Genomic DNA, 20,574 nt, shown 5'->3' with positions numbered 1-20,574 from the left:
GAGGAAGTCTAAGAGCCGCAGTGGACGCGGTGCTGTTCTTCAGGGGAGCTTGCCGTCAATATCAATCAAGGAGACTGGACGGTAGAAGGTCGTAATCGACTTTCCGCGCGCTGGACGTTTTTATCGTTTCATTGTTCCGGTTATCCGATCTGGAGACTATTTCAACAGATGAACAGAGTTTTTGTTGCTGTCGCAGCGGGCGTTGCTATGCTCGTTTCGCAGGCGGGGATTGCTTTTGCCAAAGACGAGGACGTCAAAACCAAAACCGTGACGCTGGGGACCTTCTTCCGTACGCCCGGTTATCCCGTTCCCGAAAAGAGCCTGCCTTCATCGCTCAAGAACGACTATTCCGATCTGATCGTCAAATATGCCAAGCGTTACGGCGTCCCCACCAATCTGGCCCATGCCGTCGTTTCTGTAGAAAGCAAGTTCAACCCTAGGGCCCGCGGCAGCGCAGGCGAGGTCGGGCTGATGCAGATCAAGCCGGCAACGGCGCGCATGATGGGCTTTCGCGGCACGACCAAAGCCCTCTTCGACCCCGAGACCAATATTCGCTGGGGCATGCAATATCTGGCAACCGCCCACCAGCTTGGCGGCGGTGAGATTTGCAGCACGATCCTGCGTTACAATGCCGGCCACGGCGCCACCCGCATGAACCCGGTGTCCAAGCGTTATTGCGGCAAGGTCCAGGCGCTTCTGGCCAGCTGAGGTCTTTGGCTCAAGCGTGTCGCGATCTTTCAGATTGGCGATAAGCTTTAAGTCCTTGTTTTATCGCATCTCGTTATTGCAAAACCGCTGCACGCTCTTGCGCGACATGTTTCGGACGTCACGAAAATCGATTCCGGTTTATGCGTGCATGCTGTAGTCAGGAGCAAACCTGATGCGGAGCATGACATGCCGGATTTCAAATATATCGTGGTCGGTGCCGGAATGATGGGTGCGGCGGCAGCGAGGCACCTTTCGGCGCAAACGGATGGCCTGGCGCTGATCGGGCCGGACGAACCCGCCGATCGCAAGACCCATACCGGTGTGTTTTCAAGTCACTATGATGAGGCGCGCATCACCCGTGGTTTCGATGGCGATCCCGTCTGGGCGGAGCTGGCGCAACGCTCCATCCGGCGCTATGCCGAGATCGAAGCAAAAAGCGGCATCCGTTTCTTCACCGAAGCGGGCTGCCTGTTTACCGGAAACGGCAAGGGGCTTGCCGGAGACTACGTTTCGCGAGCCTTGGTCTCGACCGACCGCCTTGGTCTTGGCGTGGAAACGATCGGCAGCGATGCGCTGGCTGGCCGGTTCCCGATGTTTTCCCTGCCGTCGGATCACGACGGTTACTTAGAGGCGCACAATGCCGGCCACGTCAATCCGCGTGCGCTTGTGAGGGCGCAATGCACGATTGCTGCTGCGCAGGGCGCGCGGCTGATCCGCGAGACGGCGGCGCATATTCGCGATACCTCCCAAGGTGTGGAAGTTTCCACCAGGGAAGGGGCCGTGCACACGGCCGAAAAGGTCATAGTGGCCGCTGGCGGTTTCACCAACATGGCTGATCTTCTGCCTTCCCCCGTCGATATGGCGGCAACGGGCCGCACCATCGTGTTTTTCGAACTCGACGAAGCAAGGCAGGCCCTGTTCGGCTCTATGCCCTCGACCATCGTGCTGGCGGAGACCGAGGACGATATCGTCTATATCCTGCCGCCTGTGGGTTACCCCGACGGCAAGGTCTATCTGAAGATCGGCGGTGAGAGCGAAAAGGGCAGGCTGCAAACGCTGGCCGAAGCAGTCGGCTGGTTCCATTCCGACGGGACGCCGGGCGAAGTGGAATTCCTGACGAAACGGGCGCTATCGCTCATGCCGGAACTTGCGGGCTGCCCCGTGACCTCTGGTTCCTGCGTCGCATCCATCACCCGCAGCGGTTATCCCTATATCGGCTATACGCAATCCTCCAATATCGCGGTTCTGACCGGTGGCAATTTCGTTTCCGCCAAGTCTTCCGACGAAATCGGGCGGCTAGGCGCGGTGCTGCTTCTGGATGGCCAGCTGACCGAGAGTGATTTTGCCGCCGAAATGTCGCCGGTTTTTATCTGACATTCAGCAGCGAAGCGGCTACAAAATCGCGGCTGTACTAGAGCGGGTTGAGGCGAAGAGGGCGGCATGTCGGAACATTTTAAATATATCGTTGTCGGTCGTGGCATGATGGGTGCTGCTGCCGCCCGCCATCTGGCGGAAAACACCGAAGTTGTGGCCCTGATCGGCCCCGGTGAACCTGCCGATATCAAGTCACATCCGGGTGTTTTCGCCAGCCATTACGATGAGGCGCGCATTACCCGCACCATTGACGGCGATGCTGACTGGGCACTGCTCGCCAACCGCTCGATCGCGCGCTACGCCGACATCGCGGCAAGGAGCGGCGTCGAATTTTACGCGCCCGTTGGCTGCCTGATGGTCGGGCCTGAACGCGGCGGCGACAATCCCTTTGTCGACAACGTCTGCGAGGCAGCGGCGCGTCTGCGGGTTTCCACCGAAATGCTTGACGACGCAGGCCTAAAAAGCGGCTTTCCCTATTTTTCCTTCGAGCCGGGCTGCGAGGGTGTGTTCGAAAAGGACAATGCTGGTTACGTCAATCCGCGCGCGCTGGTGAAGGCGCAGAGCGTTCTGGCAGACAAAGCCGGCGTTGCGCTCATCGACGATATAGTTGTCTTGACGCGGGAAGAGGCTGGCCGTGCACGCGTCGAGACGGCCTCGGGTGCGGTTTATACGGCAGACCGGGTGCTGGTCGCTGCGGGTGGCTTTTCGATCACGAAGGATTTGTTGCCGCAGCCCGTCGCTCTCAATGTCTATGCGCGCACCGTCGCCTTCTTCGAGGTAGACGAGGCGGAGCTGGGACAATATGCGGGCATGCCGTCGCTGATCTACGAGCCGCGCGACACTATGAAACATATCTATCTCCTGCCGCCCGTCCGTTATCCCGATGGCAGGTTCTATCTGAAAATCGGCGGCGATCCCGATGATAAGAAGCTCGATAGCGATCCCGAAATCCGCGCATGGTTTCGCTCCGGCGGACGGGAAAGCGTTCGCGACCATCTCTCCGCCATCGTCGGGACCTTGGTGCCATCCATCGACCGGTCGCGCATTTCCATGGCCGCGTGCGTGGTGTCCAAAACGCCGGGCGGTTATCCGGCCATCGGCTTTACGACGTCACCGCGCATTGCGGTTCTGACTGGCGGCAACGGTACGGCGGCCAAGAGTTCCGAGGAGATCGGGCGGTTAGGCGCCCTGTTGCTGCGGGATGGAAAAATTGGCAACGACGCCTATGCCACGGATTTCAAGCCTGCATTTCTTTGATCTTCCGTTACGCTTTTCGGTGGCTTTCGCCAAAGAACATGGGTATTGACGCCATGCCAGTTGGCTGGGCAGCCGCGCTTTACCAATGTCGAAAGACGGTAAGGTGAGGAAAGTCCGGGCTCCACGGAAATACGGTGCCGGATAACGTCCGGCGGGGGCGACCCCAGGGAAAGTGCCACAGAGAGCAAACCGCCATGCCTGGCATGGTAAGGGTGAAAGGGTGGGGTAAGAGCCCACCGCGCCGCTGGTGACAGTGGTGGCAAGGTAAACCCCACCGGGAGCAAGACCGAATAGGGATGACACGGGGCGCGGGCGAAAGCCTTCGTCTACAGCCGGTTTCCGGGCCCGTCATCCGGGTGGGTTGCGAGAGGCGGCATGCAAATGCCGTCCCAGATGAATGGCTGCCACGTTCCGGGTCAAACCGGGGCCATACAGAACCCGGCTTACAGGCCAACTGGCGATTTTCCTGTCTGTAAGCGTGGGCGGTGACGGCGCTTTCTCGTCACGAAAGCTCGAGATCACCCCTCAATGATGTGAGGAACATAACGCGAGAGATTTGCGGTTATCGGAGACAAGTCCTCGCGAATGCCAAGTCCACAGGCGCGGTCGCCGACAATCCAGCTTCCAAGCACGGCGTAACCAAACTCGCTCTTGAACAATGGCGCATAGGCCTGGATGACATATCCCTCTTCGCCATAACTTCCCGGTGCGGACAAAACCTCGCGTCTGTTGCGGAACAGGCTGACATTTTCACCTTCGCGCGACAGCAGTGGTTTCACCACATAATCCCGCAATTCGTAGAGATCGGGATCATCCGGGAAGAAGCTCGGCAGCAGATTCGGGTGATTTGGATGTCGCTGCCACAGCATCGGCAACAGACCTTTGTTCGATAAAACAGCTTTCCAGGCGGGCTCGACAAAAATTGCGCTTTGCATAGGGAGTTGCGCAGCAAAAGATTCCCGAAGCATGAATTCCCAGGGATAAAGTTTGAAGCAGCGTTCGATGAGGCGATTCTGCAGATCGGCATAACGCCCGTTTGCATCGATGCCGATTTCGCGAATATCGAGGAACTGAGCCCGGTGGCCAGCCTGAATGGCGCAGTCCATCAGATAGATCGTGGTGCCATAATCTTCGGGGTTGTCGCTAACCGCTGCGAAATGAAAAATTCTGTCATTCGAGAATTGCCCGAACGCCTCGACCAAGCTTTCCTGAACCGAATTGAATTGATCGGTTTCCGCAGCGATCGTCCCGAGAGCGATCTGATCTGTAAGCCAATTGTACTGAAAATATGCCGTTTCAAAAACGGAGGTGGGCGTATCGGCGTTATATTCGAGTAATTTCGCGTGACCAGAGCCATCATATGCGAGATCAAAGCGGCCATAGAGGTGACGATCCCCTCGTTCCCATGAAGCGCTGACGACATCATGATAGTCGCGGGGAATAGCGAGCCGCTCCAGCGCTTCCTCGCTTTTCACGATGTCGGCGACGAGATCCATGCACATTTCGTGCAGCATCTGACTTGGCGCCTCTATGCTCTCTTCAATCTCCTCGATCTCAAAGCAATAGGCCGCGTCATCCACCCAATATGGTTCGCCGTGCATTTCATGAAACGAAAACCCGACATCGTTGGCCTTTTCACGCCAATCCGGGCGCGGCGGGATCGAGATGCGCCGCATGTCACCCTCCGGAAAAGAATCCGCTGCCAAATCCGCTGCGGCCCGTGACGTTCGTTTTCGAGTTTAACGGTTTCATTTTAGTAAAATCCGTCTTGCCTGAATTTTTTTCGCTGAGATCAGGTGTAACAAGGTCGCCGTTGCGTTTTTTATAGACTGAAATTGCGGAGCCGGAATCCGAATCGCGGCGCCCCTCCTGTCTCCGCCGATATTTGTTGTAGTCCTCGATGCTCTGAATACCCGCAGGCAGGATAAATCCGACCGGTGCCGGCGTGAAAATGCTGTTGCCGATAGCATTGTTGACGAGGGGCGTTTCTTTTTGCTCCGAGCAATTTCTTGCGCCGTACTCCATCTCACATGCGACCATGTTCCGATATCTCGGCGCGGTGGCGAGGTGAGACTGTCTGGCATCTTCCGCCGCGACCCTGCAAACCTCAGGATTGATCTTCGAGGAAATGCATTTGTCGGCGGAGGAATAGAGGACGTCTTCGTCCGGGGAGCAAGTTGTCAGCGCGAGACCTGTCGCGGCAATCGTACCGATGGTAAGGTACGGGTTGTTTCCAATCCAGCGTTTGGGCATACCCGTTCCTCAGTAAGTCATGCAGGCAGCGTTCAGGGTGCCGATCACCACGGCGATCCCTCCACTCCAAAGGCCGGCTGCTATGTTTCCTTCGGTGATTTTGTGATGAAGATCGGTCATCGTGAGCTTGGCGATGTAAAAAGCCAGAACTTGAACCAATATGCCGATCACAGCCCAAATTATGTAGTCAGGCAAGCTAACAGAGTTGGCCGCGGCTGAAGCCAGCGGCAAGCTGAACCCTATCAGAGCCCCAAGAAAAGCGACAACTGCTGACGTGTTGCCATCCTTGATGAGCTCAACTTCGCGATGGGGTGTCAGGTGGGTATAAATTGCTGAAAATACGGCGAAACAAACCAGGCCTATGGTGAAATAACTTAAAAAGGCGGGCAGGCCCGCGACATAACCTGTCATTGCTATATCTCGAAATACTCATGTAAAACACAACTTTAAGAACGCAAAATCAATTAAAAGTTTAAAAAGTCAAGGCCGGTTCGGCAACAATTGGGATTGTACCAATAACTGGCCAGTCAGACAGTACGCATAGGCACCTTGAATACTGTGCAGTGATGCCGGTGGGGCAATTACGGGCCTGAATGACTTGGCGGCGGCTTGGTGTCTGTTGAATGCAAGAGAGAGCGTGTTTCCGTCAGCAGAGCCATTTCTTCAATCCACTGTTTTTCCCGAAAAAACCGGTATTTTCACGCGGTTTCGCACCGCCGTGGATGAGATGTGGGCGTGCGAAGTAAACCATTCGTTAAACTTAACGGCTTATGAATTTCCGATGCGGAGTCGGTATCGTGCCGGCTTCTCCCATTGACGCCCATAGTGTCCCATGGTATCCCAAATGCACACCACACTGGGTCGTGTTTTTGACCCGCAATCGCTGAAACGAGTGAGGAGCCTGCAACGGGCTGCTGCAGGGCATGTCGCCCTGACGCTTGGCGATGTGTCGTGCGTACCGGTGTTGTCTGTGGGGCGGATGATTCGCTTTGCGGAATGCGGTTTTGGCGAGTTGAGTAATGGACCGCTTTTTATCGAACGTAACGAACAGGATCGACGCCAAGGGGCGCGTTTCGGTTCCGTCTCCGTTTCGTTCGGTGCTGGCACAGCGTGGCATTCAGGAGCTTTATTGTCTTCAGGATTTCGCGTTTCCGGCAATCAGTGTCGGCGGTCCGGATTTGCTGGAGCGCTACGAGCGGCAGATCGCGTCCATGGATGCCTTCTCGCCGGAGGCGAACGCAATGTCGCTGCTGGTACACGGCGGCGGCGTTTTCATGAAGCTCGATCAGGAAGGTCGGTTGACGGTGACGGATTTCGTCCGGGAATTTACCGGCATATCCACCGATGTCACCTTCGTTGGACGAGCGGATCATTTTCAGCTTTGGCAACCGCAGGCGTTTTTGGCGGCGCAGGCGGCAGCAAGAGCGGGGCGCGGTTTTTCGGCTGCACGCCCCGCATAGGACGGGGACACGGAATGGCGGCGAATTCTGGCGGGCGATCTTCTGATGCCGGTGAGGGACCTCAGCGTCACATCCCGGTCCTGCTTCGCGAAGTGATCGCTGCGCTCGAACCCGCATCCGGCAAGGTCATCCTCGACGGCACTTTCGGCGCCGGCGGCTACACCCAGGCAATTCTCGATCAAGGTGCCAATGTCATCGCGCTTGACCGCGATCCGAACGCGATCGCCGGCGGCCAGGCCATGGTTGCTGCAAATGGCGGCAGGCTTACACTCATTCAGTCGCAATTTTCCGATCTGGCAAGGCACGCGCCGGAAGGCGGTCTTGACGGCGTGGTTCTCGATATCGGCGTTTCCTCCATGCAGATAGACGAGGCCGAGCGCGGTTTTTCCTTCCAGAAGAACGGTCCTCTTGACATGCGCATGTCCAGCTCCGGTGTCTCGGCGGCGGATGTCGTCAATCGCGCCAAGGTCGGCGATCTCATCCGCATCTTCGGTTTTCTCGGCGAAGAAAAGCAGCCGGGCCGCATCGCCCGCGCGATCGAAAAGAGGAGGGCGGAAGAGCCCTTCCGCACCACGCGTGATCTGGCGGGCCTCATTGAAATCGTTACGCCGCGCAAGGCTAAAGACAAGATCCATCCGGCAACACGGGTGTTTCAGGCGCTTCGCGTTTTCGTCAATGACGAACTCGGCGAATTGGCGCAGGCCCTGTTTGCTGCCGAGCGGGCTTTGAAGCCCGGCGGCAGGCTGGTTGTCGTCACGTTCCATTCGCTCGAAGACCGCATCGTCAAGAAATTCTTCTCCGAACGTTCCGGAAAGGCGGCGGGTTCCCGCCATCTGCCGATGGTGGAAGACAAGCCCGCCATTTTCGAAAATATCGGCAAGCCGATGGTCGCTGCAAGCGACGAGGAGGCAGAGATCAATCCGCGGGCCCGTTCGGCCAAGCTGCGTGCCGGCCTGCGCACGGCGGCACCTGCCCGGGCGGCAGATTTTTCGATTTTCGAACTTCCCGATCTCGCCAGCCTTGAAAAGATGGGAGGCTGATATGCTGCGCACATTCGACGTCGTGTTGATGGGGGTCATGGTCGCTGCGGCGGTGGTGACCTATTCGATCAAGCACAAGACCGATCTCAAGCTGGAACAGGTCCGCAAGCTCGAGACCGAAATCAAGCTCGAAAAAGACACGATCGATCTTTTGCGGGCCGACTGGGCACTGCTGACGCAGCCGAACCGCCTCCATCGTCTCGTGAATGCCTATCAGGACGAGCTTGGCCTTTCACCAACGCTGCCGACACAATTGGCGCAGCCGCGCGAACTGCCGATGCTGCGCTCGCAATTGCCGCAGCCGCCCGAGCCGGAAGGCATGAGCGTTGCTGATGTCATCGCCGCCGCCGTCAACGGCTCCAAGCCGGGCGCTACGCTTGGCGGAGCTGCCAAGAAGAAATCACCGCCCGCCGGCCAGATTGCCGCCAATGGCGCTCCTGTTCCAACACCGCGGGCGCGTGTTTCCCGTCCCACGGCGGCTCCGGCTCCTGCCGTCGCCGCTGTCGCAGGCGATGAAGATGGCGAAATGGATGAAACCATAACTGGATCGGTGGACCGCTGATGTCTTTTCTCTCCCGCGTCATGGTTCTGAAGAGCAAGGCTCACTTTTCCGCCAGCACCACCGGCATTCACACTGACCATGCTGCTTTCGAGGGCGCTCGCAAGAAGAGGGCGGCCCAGGCGAAAAGCCGCGTTGGTCTCATCATTTTCGGCTTCATCGCCTTTTACGGCGTCGTGGGCGGCCGTCTGGTGCAATATGGCCTTGCCGAGCAGGAAACAGTTTCGAGCATTGCCCCTGCCGACCGGCTGATGGCGTCGCGTCCCGATCTTCTTGATCGTAACGGCGAGGTTCTGGCGACCGATATTCGCACCGTGTCGCTGTTTGCGGAGCCGCATCGCATCGTCGATATCGACGAAGCCATCGAGAAGCTGCGCACCGTATTGCCGGATCTCGACCAGCGCGGCACCTATCAGAAGCTTTCCTCCAATTCACGCTTTCAGTGGCTGCGCCGCCAGTTGACGCCGAAGCAGCAGAGCCAGATCCTGGCGCTCGGCATTCCCGGCGTCGGTTTCCGCCCGGAAAAGCGCCGCTTCTACCCTGGCGGGCCAACAGCTGCCCATGTTGTCGGTCACGTCAATATCGACAATCGCGGTGTTGCCGGAATGGAGCGTTACGTTGACAGCCAGGGACTGGCCGATCTGACGGCGCTCGGCATGACCAGCGATCAGCCGCTGGAGCCGGTGAAGCTTTCCATCGATCTACGCGTCCAGTCCATCGTGCGTGAAGTCGTGACCTCGGCCATCACCAAGTTCCAGGCGATCGGCGCAGGGGCTGTGGTTCTGGATGTGCATACCGGCGAAGTGCTCGCTATGGCCTCCGTGCCGGATTATGATCCGAACAACCCGGCAGAAGGTGCCAAGGAAGGATGGCTCAACCGCATGTCGAACGGCACGTTCGAAATGGGCTCCACCTTTAAATCCTTCACCATTGCCATGGGTCTCGATTCGGGTCGCGTCCGCCTGGGCGATATGTTCGACGCGCGTTATCCGATCCGCATCGGTGGCTTCACCATCAAGGACTTCCACGGCAAGGGCCGCATGCTCTCGGTGCCGGAAATCTTCCAGTATTCGTCGAACATCGGTACGGCAAAAATCGCCGACACCGTGGGGACCGAAGGACACAAGGAATTCCTGACGCGGCTTGGCCTTCTGACGCGCATGCAGACCGAACTTCCTGAAGTGGCGCTGCCTTCGCAGCCCCGCGAATGGAAGAAGATCAACTCGATCACCATTTCATTCGGCCACGGCGTTTCAACAACACCGTTGCAGACAGCAGTTGCCGGTGCCGCGCTCGTCAATGGTGGGAAGTTGATCGAGCCGACATTCCTGCCGCGCACGCGCGAACAGGCGGATCAGGTCGCAAAACAGGTGCTGAAGCCCGGCGCCAGCAAGGATATGCGCTTCCTGTTCGAATGGAACGGTGTCAACGGTTCTGGCCGTAATGCGCGCGTCGACGGTTTCAATGTCGGCGGCAAGACCGGTACGGCTGACAAGGTCGTCAATGGCCGTTATGTGCATGACAAGAACTTCAATGCCTTCCTTTCGGCATTCCCGATGGACGACCCGCAATATGTGGTGCTCTCCTTCATCGACGAACCGAAGACGGACAAGGGCAATGGCGCGGCACTTGCAGGGACCTCGGCCGCGCCGATGGTGCACGATATCATCAGCCGCACAGCGGCAGTGCTGGGCGTGAAGCCGAAGTTCGGCAAGGATGGCTCGGCCTTGCTCGTGTCTTATTGATTGTTAGAGCTTATGGTGTTCCGGCGAATCGCGCCGGGGGGACAAGACGGACACAGTCGATGAATTTGCGAGATATATCCGGGACGGCGTTTCCGGAATTGAATGAATTGCTCCTGTCTGAGATAGGGGCAATCGAAATCGGGGGAATTACCGCAGACAGCCGCAAGGCTGCGCCCGGCAGCCTGTTCGTGGCGGTTGCGGGAACCAAGGCGGATGGCGTGGCCTATGTGAAGGACGCGGTCGCCAAGGGTGCGGTCGCCGTCGTTTCCGGGCATGCGGTGGATGCCGATGTGCCGGTACTCGCTGTCACCGACCCGCGCCTCTACCTTTCGCTCGCTGCTTCCCGCTTTTACGGAAAACAGCCGGAAACCATGGTCGCCGTTACCGGCACCGCGGGAAAGACCTCCGTTGCCTCCTTCGTGCGGCAAATCTGGGCTTTCGCTGGCCATGCCGCCGCCCAGATCGGTACGACGGGTGTCATCGCTCCCGGCCGCGAAGATTATGGCGCGCTCACCACACCGGATCCGGTGACGCTGCATGCGCTTCTCGCCGAGCTTGCTGCCGAAGGCGTGACCCATGCGGCCATGGAAGCTTCGAGCCACGGCCTCGACCAGCGTCGCCTTGATGGCGTGAAGCTCGCTGCGGCCGGTTTCACCAATCTCGGCCGTGACCACATGGATTATCACCCGACCATCGAGGACTACATGGCCGCGAAGATGCGGTTGTTCGACACGCTGATGGAAAAGGGCGCGCCGGCCGTCATTTTTGCCGACGACCCTTGGTCGGATAAGGCCATTCGTGCCGCCGCAGATGCAGGCCTCAATGTGCGCACCGTTGGCCGGAAGGGCGATTATCTGACGCTGAAGCGGGTAGAGCATTTCCGTCACAAGCAGCTGATCGAAGTGCATCATGACGGCGTGATCCACGAGGTCGACATTCCGCTGGCCGGCGATTTTCAGGTAGCCAATGCTCTCGTCGCCGCCGGTCTTGCCATGTCCACCGGCGTCTCCGCCGCAACGGCCATGAAGGCGCTTGAAAAGCTGATCGGTGCTGCCGGTCGCCTGGAACTTGTAGGGCAGACGAAGAACGGCGCGCTTGCCTATGTGGATTATGCCCACAAGCCGGATGCGCTTGAAAATGTTCTGACCTCGGTCAGGCCCTTCACCTCCGGCCGCATCATCACCGTCTTCGGCTGCGGCGGCGACCGTGACAAGGGCAAGCGCCCGATCATGGGCGAAGTGGCGACACGTCTTTCCGACATCGTCATCGTTACCGACGACAATCCGCGCTCGGAAGACGCTGCAACGATCCGTTCCGAAGTCATGGCGGCCGCGCCGGGTGCATTGGAAATTGGCGATAGGGCAGAAGCGATCCGTCATGCGGTGTCGCTGCTTTCGAACGGCGATACGCTGATCGTCGCGGGCAAGGGGCATGAAGAGGGGCAGATCGTCGGTTCCGTGACGCTGCCGTTTTCCGATCATGAACAGGTGCGTACCGCGCTGGAAGGATTGAAGATTTGAATTGGTTATGGACAGTCGCCGACATGATCGCCATCACGGCAGGGCGTCCCGTCGGGAACCTGCCGACCGGTATCACCGGCATTTCCATCGACAGCCGGACTGTGAAGGCTGGTGAAGCATTTTTCGCCATCAAGGGCGATAGGGTCGACGGCCATGACTATACGAGTTTTGCTGTCGCCAATGGTGCGGGCCTGCTGGTCGTCGCCGAAGGCAAGCTGCCGGCTCTCGGCCGCCTGACCGTGCCGATGATCGTCGTGGAGGATGTCCTCGCGGCGCTTGGCAAGCTCGCCGTTGCGGCGCGTGAAAGGACCACGGCGCGGATCATCGCGGTGACCGGTTCTGTCGGCAAGACGACGACGAAGGAAATGTTGCGGCAGGCTCTGGCGCCTTCGGGCCGGGTTCATGCGGCGGTGGCGTCCTTCAACAATCACTGGGGTGTGCCGCTGACGCTGGCGCGCATGCCCGCCGATACCGAATTCGGCGTTTTCGAAATCGGTATGAACCACTCCGGCGAAATCCGTCCGCTGGTCAAGATGGTGCGCCCGCATGTCGCGATCATTACCACCATCGCGCCAGCTCATTTGGGCAATTTCAAGAACATAGAAGAGATCGCGAGCGCCAAGGCGGAGATATTCGAAGGGTTGGAGGAGGGCGGCTCCGTCATCCTCAACCGTGACAACGCCCAGTTCGAGCAACTTGAAGAAGCGGCGCAGGACCAGGGTATCGAGCATATCCTGACCTTCGGGCAGCACGCCAAGGCCGATTTCCGGCTGGCCGATTTCGAAAGCACGTCCACGGGCTCGACCATCTGGGCGATCCTGAACGGCGAAACGAGCGAATTGCACCTGAACATTCCCGGCAGGCATATTGCCGACAACGCCATGGCGGTGCTTGGCGCTGTTGCCGTTACCGGCGCCAATCTCGACCGCGCTTTCGAGGTGCTCGGAACGCTCGAGGCAGTCAAGGGGCGCGGCCAGCGCCATCGCCTGAAGATTGAAAGCGGTTCCTTCCTGCTGATCGATGAGAGCTACAACGCCAACCCCGCCTCCATGCGGGCGGCGATTGCCGTGCTTGCGGAAACAGAAACGCAGGGTTATGGCCGTCGCGTTGCCGTTCTCGGCGACATGCTGGAGATGGGCGAATTCTCAGCCCAGCTACACGAGGAACTGGCCGGACCGTTGCTGGCCGGGGGTATCGAACATGTCTGGCTGGCGGGGGAGGCGATGGCCGCCCTTCGCGATGCGCTTCCGGACAGTGTAACTGTCATCTGGTTCCCGACGACAGCTGAACTTGCCGATTTCGCCCTGCAATGGGTGCAACCGGGCGATGCGCTGATGGTAAAATCGTCACTTGGGCTGGGTTTCGGCAAGATTGTCGCGGCACTGCTTGACAAGTATCCGGCATTCCCCGAGACGGAACGCCAAGTCTGAAATAGCCTTTTGAAAGGGCAATTATGCTGATCTGGCTCGTCGAACTGTCGGATAAAATTCAAGTCTTCAACCTCTTCCGGTACATCACCTTCCGGGCGGGTGCGGCGATGTTCACCTCTGCGTTGATCGTCTTCCTTTTTGGACCGGCGATCATCAATTCGCTTCGCGTGCGCCAGGGCAAGGGCCAGCCGATCCGCGCCGACGGGCCGCAGACGCATTTCAAGAAGGCAGGCACGCCGACCATGGGCGGGCTGATGATTCTTGCCGGTATTCTCGGCGGTTCGCTGCTCTGGGGTGACCTGTCGAACGTCTACGTCGTCGCCGTTCTGATGGTGACGCTCGGCTTCGGGGCTATCGGCTTTTACGACGACTATCTCAAGGTGACGAAGCAGAGCGACAAGGGCTTTTCCGGCAAGGCGCGTCTCGGCATCGAATTCCTGATTGCCGCGATTGCCGTGTTCTTCATGATGAAGGTGGCGCTTGCTTCCGCACCGCATGGCGGCACGCTCGGAAGCTCCATCGCCTTTCCGTTCTTCAAGGAACTCGTGATCAATCTCGGCTATTTCTTCGTGCTGTTCGGTGCTTTCGTGATTGTCGGCGCCGGCAATGCGGTTAACCTGACCGACGGTCTCGATGGTCTCGCCATCGTGCCTGTCATGATTGCAGCCGCCACCTTCGGTGTGATTGCTTATCTCGCCGGTAACGCGGTTTTCGCCAATTACCTGCAGATCAACTTCGTGCCCGGAACGGGTGAGCTCGCCGTCATCGTCGGCGCGGTGGTCGGGGCTGGCCTCGGCTTCCTGTGGTTCAACGCGCCGCCCGCTGCCATATTCATGGGTGATACGGGTTCGCTGGCGCTCGGCGGCCTCATCGGCTCCATCGCTGTTGCCACCAAGCACGAGATCGTCATGGTCATCGTCGGCGGCCTGTTCGTGATGGAAACGCTGTCGGTCATCATCCAGGTTTTCTGGTTCAAACGCACAGGAAGGCGCGTTTTTCTGATGGCGCCCATCCACCATCATTTCGAGAAAAAAGGCTGGACGGAAAGCCAGGTGGTCATCCGTTTCTGGATCATTTCCGTCGGTCTGGCGCTGCTCGGCCTCGCTACGCTGAAGCTGAGGTGAGCGATGATCCCGGTCTCGTCGTTCAGAGGTAAGAAGGTGGCGCTTTTCGGGCTTGGGGGTTCGGGCCTCGTCACGGCCCGGGCGCTGGTTGCCGGCGGGGCGGATGTCGTTGCTTTCGACGATAATCCCGACAGCGTCGCCACGGCTGAGGCCGAAGGCATGACGACGGCTGATCTTCGAACGATAGACTGGCATTCCTTTTCGTCTTTCGTGCTCGCACCCGGCGTGCCGCTGACGCATCCGAAGCCGCACTGGTCGGTCGATCTTGCCCGGGCGGCGGGTGTCGAGGTTATCGGCGATATCGAGCTTTTCATTCGCGAGCGCCGGGCGCATGCGCCGGATTGCCCCTTCATCGCCATCACCGGCACGAACGGCAAATCCACGACGACCGCATTGATTGCCCATATCCTCAAGGCTTCGGGCCGCGATACACAACTCGGCGGTAATATCGGCACTGCGGTGCTGAGCCTCGATCCGCCGAAGGCACAGCGTTTCTACGTCGTTGAATGCTCGTCCTACCAGATCGACCTGGCGCCGACGATCAATCCGACGGCCGGCATTCTGCTCAATCTGACGCCTGACCATCTCGACCGCCACGGCACCATGCAGCATTATGCCGATGTCAAGGAACGGCTTGTGGCCGGTAGTGGCACGGCAATTGTCGGCGTTGATGACAGCTATTCCACGCTGATCGCCGACCGCATCGAGCGTGCCGGCGTGAAGGTGGAGCGCATTTCCAAGCGCAATGTCGTTTCCGAAGGTCTTTATGCCGAAGGCAGCCGCATCCTGCGGGCGCATGGCGGCAAGTCCTCGCTGCTGGTCGATCTCGACGGTATCCAGACGCTTCGCGGCAGCCATAATGCCCAGAATGCAGCGGCTGCAATTGCCGCATGCCTTGCCGTCGGCGTTTCCGAAGAGGACGTTCGCGCCGGTCTCAAGTCTTTCCCCGGCCTCAAGCATCGCATGCAGCCGGTCGGTCAGCGCGGCAATGTCACTTTCGTCAATGACAGCAAGGCCACCAATGCCGATGCAGCAGCACCGGCCTTGTCGAGCTATGAGCGCATCTTCTGGATCGCGGGCGGTCTGCCAAAGGCCGGCGGAATCGCCAGCCTTGCGCCCTTGTTTCCGCGCATCGCCAAGGCCTATCTGATCGGCGAGGCGGCGGCGGAATTTGCAGCGACGCTCGGCGAAGCCGTGCCTTACGAAATATCCGGCACGCTGGACAAGGCGGTGCAGCATGCGGCGGCGGATGCGGAAAAAGATGCGACGGCCGGCAATATCGTGATGTTATCCCCGGCTTGCGCAAGCTTCGATCAATATAAGAACTTTGAAATCAGAGGTGATTCGTTCGTCGCGCAGGTTGCGGCGCTCGATGGCATGACGATGCTCGTTCACTCTGGAAAAGGGGGCTGATGCCATGGTAAGCCGAGTTGATCGCGGTCCGGTCGCGGAATGGTTCTGGACCATCGACCGTTTCTTTCTGGCGGCGTTCATCGCGCTGATGGGCATCGGCCTGATGCTGTCATTTGCGGCATCGCCGGCGGTTGCCGAACGCATCGGTCTCAACAGCTTCTTCTTCGTGGAACGTCAGGCGATGTTCATGGTGCCTTCGCTGGCGATCATGATCGGTCTCTCCTTCCTGTCGCCGCGTCAGGTCCGGCGCGTGGCGGTGATGATGCTGATCGCGTCGCTGCTGATGATGATTTTCGCGCTGTTCTTCGGTATCGAGGTCAAGGGCGCACGACGCTGGATTTCCATCGGCAGCTTCTCGATCCAGCCATCGGAATTCATGAAGCCCGCCTTCGTCATCGTCTGCGCCTGGCTGTTTGCCGAACGTGCGCGCCACCCCGAAATTCCCGGCAACCTCTTTGCCATCATTACCTTCGGTATCGTGGCGGCACTTCTGATCGCCCAGCCCGACTTCGGCCAGACCATCCTGACATCGGTGGTGTGGGGCGGCATGTTCTTCATGGCCGGTGTTCCCTGGTTCTGGATCATCGTGCTCGGCGGCCTCGGCGTTCTCGGCATCGTCTCCGCCTATCTGCTGCTGCCGCACGTCGCCGGCCGTATCGACCGTTTCTGGACCGGTGAGGGTGATACCTTCCAGGTGGATACGGCGCGCGAGGCGATCATTCGTGGCGACTGGTTCGGTCGCGGCCCGGGTGAGGGCATCGTCAAGCGTATCATTCCCGACAGCCATACCGACTTCATCTTTTCGGTGGCGGCGGAAGAATTCGGCATTGTTTTCTGCATGTTCCTTGTGGCGATCTTCGCCTTCATCGTGTTGCGCGGCCTCTCGCACGCCTTCAGGGAAAAGGACGATTTCTGCCGCTTTGCCGTGGCCGGTCTGGTCCTGCAGATCGGCATGCAGTCGATGATCAATATCGGCGTTAATCTGGAGCTGATGCCCGCCAAGGGCATGACGCTGCCGCTGATTTCCTATGGTGGTTCGTCGATGATGGCGATCTGCGTCACGGCAGGCTTCCTTCTGGCGCTGACACGCCACAGGCCGGAAAAGAGGGCGCAGGAGCGCAGCTTCTTCCGCGTCGGTTCCGGCGTTCCTGCGGAGTAAATGATCATGAGCAAGGGTATTGTTCTGCTCGCCGCCGGGGGTACCGGCGGCCATGTCTTTCCAGCCGAGGCCTTGGCGCACACGCTGAAAGCGCGCGGTTATCAGGTGCATCTGGTCACCGACAGCCGTGCCGAGCGTTATGCGGGCAAGTTTCCGGCGGAAGAAATTCACGTCGTTCCATCCGCCACCATTGGTTCGAAAAACCCGATTTCCGTGGCGCGTTCGCTGTGGAAGCTGTGGACAGGGCTGCGTTCAGCGCGCCGGCTGATCACGAAGCTGAAGCCGGTTGCGGTCGTCGGCTTTGGCGGCTATCCCACCGTGCCGCCGCTGCTTGCCTCGACCGGGCTTGGCGTGCCATCGATCATTCACGAGCAGAATGCCGTGATGGGTCGTGCCAACAAGGCGCTGGCGGCACGTGTGAAGGCGATTGCCGGCGGTTTTCTGCCGCCCGCCAACGGCCAATATTCCGACAAGACGGTTGCGACCGGCAATCCCGTGCGCCCGGCGGTGCTGGCGGCGTCAGAGATACCCTATACGCCTTCTCAGACCGGCGAGACGTTCCAGCTCGTGGTTTTCGGCGGCAGCCAGGGGGCGCAGTTCTTTTCCAGCGCCGTTCCGGCGGCGATCTGCCTGTTGAAGGACGAACAGCGCAAGCGTATCGTCGTGACCCAGCAGGCGCGCCCCGAAGACAAAGACAGTGTGATCGCCTCCTATCAGAAGCTGGGCGTGAAGGCGGATGTCTCGCCTTTCTTCGGCGACATGGCCTCCCGCATCGGTGAGGCCGATCTGGTCATCAGCCGTTCGGGTGCATCGACGGTATCGGAGCTTTCGGTCATCGGCCGACCTTCGATCCTCGTGCCTTATCCGCATGCGCTGGATCACGATCAGGCGGCCAATGCGGCAGCGCTTTCGGCAGCCGGCGGCGCAAGCGTCATCAAGCAGGCTGAACTGTCGCCGCAGAAGCTCTCGGGCCTTCTGTCCTTGGCGCTGTCCGAGCCGGATCGGTTGTCCGCAACGGCGGCGGCGGCCAAGGCGACAGGAAAACCGCACGCGGCGGACGTGCTGGCCGATCTGGTCGAAGCGATTGCGAGCGGAAAGTCCGTACAGGAATTCAAGAAGAACATTGAAGGAGTTGAGGCATGAAGATGCCGAAAGCCATAGGCCTTGTCCATTTCATCGGCATAGGCGGGATCGGCATGAGCGGCATTGCCGAAGTGCTTCACAATCTCGGTCATCGCGTACAGGGCTCCGACCAGGCCGACAGCGCCAATGTGCAGCGCCTGCGCGACAAGGGCATCGAGGTCTTCGTCGGCCACACGGCGGATAATCTCGGTGATGCCGAGGTCGTGGTCGTTTCCACCGCGATCAAGAAGAACAATCCGGAGCTGATCGCCGCGCGGGAAAAACACCTGCCGATCGTTCGCCGTGCAGAAATGCTGGCCGAACTCATGCGTTTCCGCAACGCCATTGCCATCGGTGGCACGCACGGCAAGACCACGACGACCTCGATGGTCGCGACCCTGCTGGAAGCCGGCAATCTCGACCCGACCGTGATCAACGGCGGTATAATCAACGCCTATGGCACCAACGCCCGCATGGGCGAGGGCGAGTGGATGGTGGTGGAGGCCGATGAATCCGATGGCACATTCCTGAAGCTTCCGGCCGATGTGGCCGTGATCACCAATATCGACCCGGAACATCTTGACCACTACGGCAATTTCGACGCCGTGCGCGCTGCTTTCCGGCAATTCGTGGAGAATGTTCCGTTCTACGGCTTTGGCGTCATGTGCCTCGACCATCCCGAGGTGCAGGCTCTGGTTGGGCGTATCGAAGACCGCAAGGTCATCACCTATGGTGAGAACCCACAGGCCGACGTGCGGTTTTCGAATGTGCGCATCGACGGCACGCGGTCTATCTTCGATGTGGAAATTCGCCGTCGCCGCACCGGCAAGATATTCTCCTTCACCGACCTCGTCCTGCCGATGCCCGGTCGTCACAATGTTTCGAACGCAACGGCTGCGATTGCCGTCGCCAATCGTCTCGGTATTTCGGAAGCGGACATCAAGAAGGGCCTTGCGTCCTTCGCCGGCGTCAAGCGTCGTTTCACGCTGACGGGCGAAGCCAATGGCGTGCAGGTCTTCGACGATTACGGTCACCATCCGGTTGAGATCAAGGCTGTGCTGGCGGCTGCGCGCGAAGCCTGCAAGGGTCGCATCATCGCCGTGCACCAGCCGCACCGCTACAGCCGACTTTCGAGCCTGTTCGATGATTTCGCGCATTGTTTTAACGATGCCGATACGATTATTCTTGCTCCGGTCTATGCAGCGGGCGAAGATCCGATCGAGGGCGCAAGCTCGGAAGCGCTGGTCTCTGCGATCAGGGCTGCCGGCCATCGCGATGCCCGTTTTCTCGAAAAACGGGAAGATCTCGCGTCAGTGGTTGCAGGCATTGCGAATCCGGGTGATTTCGTGGTTCTCTTGGGGGCCGGAAATATCACGCAATGGGCGGCAGTGCTGCCTTCGGAATTGAAGAGCATATCAGGAAAGTCTGAATGAGACAGGTCGATGGGGTTAAATTGCTGGGGAGGCTCGGCGACGGGGTAAAGGAATTGCGGGGACGTCTGACACCGGATGCGCCGATGGACCGCGTGACGTGGTTCAGAGCCGGCGGTCTTGCGGAAGTCATGTTCCAGCCGCACGATACCGACGATCTGGTTACATTTCTGAAAATCCTGCCGGAGGACGTGCCGTTGACCGTGGTCGGCGTCGGCTCGAACCTTCTGGTGCGCGATGGCGGCATTCCCGGTGTCGTCGTCCGTCTTTCCGCCAAGGGTTTCGGCTCGGTGGAGCTTTCGGGTGAAAATCGCATCAAGGCAGGCGCGATCTGCCCGGACAAGCATATTGCCGCGATGGCCATGGATAATGGCATTGGCGGTTTCCATTTCTATTACGGGATTCCCGGCTCCATCGGCGGCGCGCTGCGCATGAATGCAGGCGCCAACGGTGGTGAAACGCGCGAGCGTGTCGTGGAAGTTTATGCGGTGGACCGTCAGGGCAACCAGCATGTGCTCTCCAATGCGGATATGAATTACAGCTATCGCCACTCCGGCGCCGATGCCGGTCTGATCTTCACCGGCGCTCTGTTTGAGGGTTATCCGGAAGACCGCGCGAAGATCCGCGCCGATATGGACGCCGTGCGTCACCACCGCGAAACCGTGCAGCCGATCCGTGAACAGACCGGTGGATCGACCTTCAAGAACCCTGAAGGTCATTCCGCCTGGGAACTGATCGACGAAGCGGGCGGTCGCGGTCTGGTCATCGGCGGTGCGCAGATGTCATCGCTGCATTGCAATTTCATGATCAATACCGGCCATGCGACCGGTTACGATCTGGAATATCTGGGCGAGACCATTCGCAAGCGCGTGTTCGAGAAGTCGGGCATTCGGCTGGAGTGGGAAATCAAACGGCTTGGGCTATTCATGCCGGGTCGTGAAGTGGAACCCTTCCTCGGTGCCTGAAAATTGCGATGCCTC

18 protein-coding genes and 1 other RNA gene are annotated in these 20,574 nt (G+C 59.3%); 16 read left to right on the top strand and 3 right to left on the bottom strand.

The features are described from left to right. Window positions 1-168 precede the first annotated feature (168 nt). From CRP02_RS21815 to rnpB, 4 genes are all read left to right on the top strand, one after another. Window positions 169-708, top strand: a complete 540-nt coding sequence (locus CRP02_RS21815; protein ID WP_097172269.1) for a lytic transglycosylase domain-containing protein — start codon at window positions 169-171, stop codon at window positions 706-708. A 186-nt stretch (window positions 709-894) separates the two neighbouring features. Next, window positions 895-2,082 (top strand): NAD(P)/FAD-dependent oxidoreductase, encoded by a 1,188-nt coding sequence (locus CRP02_RS21810; protein ID WP_097172268.1) that lies wholly within the window; start codon window positions 895-897, stop codon window positions 2,080-2,082. A 66-nt stretch (window positions 2,083-2,148) separates the two neighbouring features. Next, entirely contained in the window at window positions 2,149-3,339 is a 1,191-nt protein-coding gene (locus CRP02_RS21805; RefSeq protein ID WP_097172267.1) for an NAD(P)/FAD-dependent oxidoreductase, read from the top strand. A gap of 56 nt (window positions 3,340-3,395) precedes the next feature. Further along, window positions 3,396-3,801, top strand: an RNA gene (gene rnpB, locus CRP02_RS21800) — RNase P RNA component class A. 56 nt (window positions 3,802-3,857) lie between these two features. Here rnpB and CRP02_RS21795 read toward each other — a convergent pair. The 3 genes from CRP02_RS21795 to CRP02_RS21785 are packed head-to-tail and all read right to left on the bottom strand — an operon-like array spanning window position 3,858 to window position 6,003. Next, complete coding sequence (locus CRP02_RS21795) at window positions 3,858-5,015, bottom strand: glutathionylspermidine synthase family protein (RefSeq protein ID WP_097172266.1); 1,158 nt, start codon at window positions 5,013-5,015, stop codon at window positions 3,858-3,860. Between the two features lies 1 nt (window position 5,016). Next, window positions 5,017-5,592, bottom strand: coding sequence for a DUF1190 domain-containing protein (locus tag CRP02_RS21790; protein ID WP_097172265.1), 576 nt, complete (start codon window positions 5,590-5,592; stop codon window positions 5,017-5,019). A 9-nt stretch (window positions 5,593-5,601) separates the two neighbouring features. Beyond that, window positions 5,602-6,003 carry a DUF350 domain-containing protein gene (locus CRP02_RS21785; protein WP_097172264.1) on the bottom strand — a complete coding sequence of 134 codons (402 nt, stop codon included), beginning with the start codon at window positions 6,001-6,003 and terminating at the stop codon, window positions 5,602-5,604. Window positions 6,004-6,611: 608 nt separating this feature from the next. On the opposite strand from CRP02_RS21785, the gene mraZ reads away from it, so the two are divergent. The 12 genes from mraZ to murB are packed head-to-tail and all read left to right on the top strand — an operon-like array spanning window position 6,612 to window position 20,559. Further along, a complete protein-coding gene (gene mraZ, locus CRP02_RS21780) occupies window positions 6,612-7,052 on the top strand; it encodes a division/cell wall cluster transcriptional repressor MraZ (RefSeq protein ID WP_013636515.1) in 441 nt (146 codons plus the stop codon). A gap of 14 nt (window positions 7,053-7,066) precedes the next feature. Beyond that, window positions 7,067-8,092 (top strand): 16S rRNA (cytosine(1402)-N(4))-methyltransferase RsmH, encoded by a 1,026-nt coding sequence (gene rsmH / locus CRP02_RS21775; protein ID WP_013636514.1) that lies wholly within the window; start codon window positions 7,067-7,069, stop codon window positions 8,090-8,092. 1 nt (window position 8,093) lies between these two features. Beyond that, window positions 8,094-8,654, top strand: coding sequence for a hypothetical protein (locus tag CRP02_RS21770; RefSeq protein WP_003513232.1), 561 nt, complete (start codon window positions 8,094-8,096; stop codon window positions 8,652-8,654). Further along, window positions 8,654-10,396, top strand: coding sequence for a peptidoglycan D,D-transpeptidase FtsI family protein (locus CRP02_RS21765; protein ID WP_003513230.1), 1,743 nt, complete (start codon window positions 8,654-8,656; stop codon window positions 10,394-10,396). Before CRP02_RS21770 ends, CRP02_RS21765 begins: the two co-directional genes overlap by 1 nt. Before the next feature lie 59 nt (window positions 10,397-10,455). After that, complete coding sequence (locus tag CRP02_RS21760; protein ID WP_097172263.1) at window positions 10,456-11,916, top strand: UDP-N-acetylmuramoyl-L-alanyl-D-glutamate--2,6-diaminopimelate ligase; 1,461 nt, start codon at window positions 10,456-10,458, stop codon at window positions 11,914-11,916. Next, entirely contained in the window at window positions 11,913-13,346 is a 1,434-nt protein-coding gene (locus CRP02_RS21755; protein ID WP_097172262.1) for a UDP-N-acetylmuramoylalanyl-D-glutamyl-2,6-diaminopimelate--D-alanyl-D-alanine ligase, read from the top strand. Before CRP02_RS21760 ends, CRP02_RS21755 begins: the two co-directional genes overlap by 4 nt. Before the next feature lie 23 nt (window positions 13,347-13,369). Next, complete coding sequence (mraY, locus tag CRP02_RS21750) at window positions 13,370-14,470, top strand: phospho-N-acetylmuramoyl-pentapeptide-transferase (RefSeq protein ID WP_003513226.1); 1,101 nt, start codon at window positions 13,370-13,372, stop codon at window positions 14,468-14,470. Between the two features lie 3 nt (window positions 14,471-14,473). Next, window positions 14,474-15,883 (top strand): UDP-N-acetylmuramoyl-L-alanine--D-glutamate ligase, encoded by a 1,410-nt coding sequence (murD, locus tag CRP02_RS21745; protein WP_097172261.1) that lies wholly within the window; start codon window positions 14,474-14,476, stop codon window positions 15,881-15,883. A 4-nt stretch (window positions 15,884-15,887) separates the two neighbouring features. Then, the gene (ftsW, locus tag CRP02_RS21740) at window positions 15,888-17,042 is read left to right on the top strand and encodes a putative lipid II flippase FtsW (RefSeq protein WP_003513223.1); all 1,155 of its coding nucleotides are present in this window, start codon (window positions 15,888-15,890) and stop codon (window positions 17,040-17,042) included. A gap of 6 nt (window positions 17,043-17,048) precedes the next feature. Further along, entirely contained in the window at window positions 17,049-18,185 is a 1,137-nt protein-coding gene (gene murG, locus CRP02_RS21735) for an undecaprenyldiphospho-muramoylpentapeptide beta-N-acetylglucosaminyltransferase (protein ID WP_097172875.1), read from the top strand. Next, window positions 18,182-19,597 (top strand): UDP-N-acetylmuramate--L-alanine ligase, encoded by a 1,416-nt coding sequence (murC, locus tag CRP02_RS21730; RefSeq protein WP_097100594.1) that lies wholly within the window; start codon window positions 18,182-18,184, stop codon window positions 19,595-19,597. The genes murG and murC overlap by 4 nt, the downstream gene beginning before the upstream one ends. Continuing rightward, the gene (gene murB / locus CRP02_RS21725) at window positions 19,594-20,559 is read left to right on the top strand and encodes a UDP-N-acetylmuramate dehydrogenase (RefSeq protein WP_097172260.1); all 966 of its coding nucleotides are present in this window, start codon (window positions 19,594-19,596) and stop codon (window positions 20,557-20,559) included. Before murC ends, murB begins: the two co-directional genes overlap by 4 nt. The last annotated feature ends 15 nt before the right edge of the window (window positions 20,560-20,574 follow it).

The organism is Rhizobium sp. AN5, assembly GCF_900215255.1.
GTDB lineage: Bacteria > Pseudomonadota > Alphaproteobacteria > Rhizobiales > Rhizobiaceae > Agrobacterium > Agrobacterium tumefaciens.
Note: the sequence above shows the minus strand (reverse complement) of the source record. Positions and strands in the feature narration are given on the sequence as shown.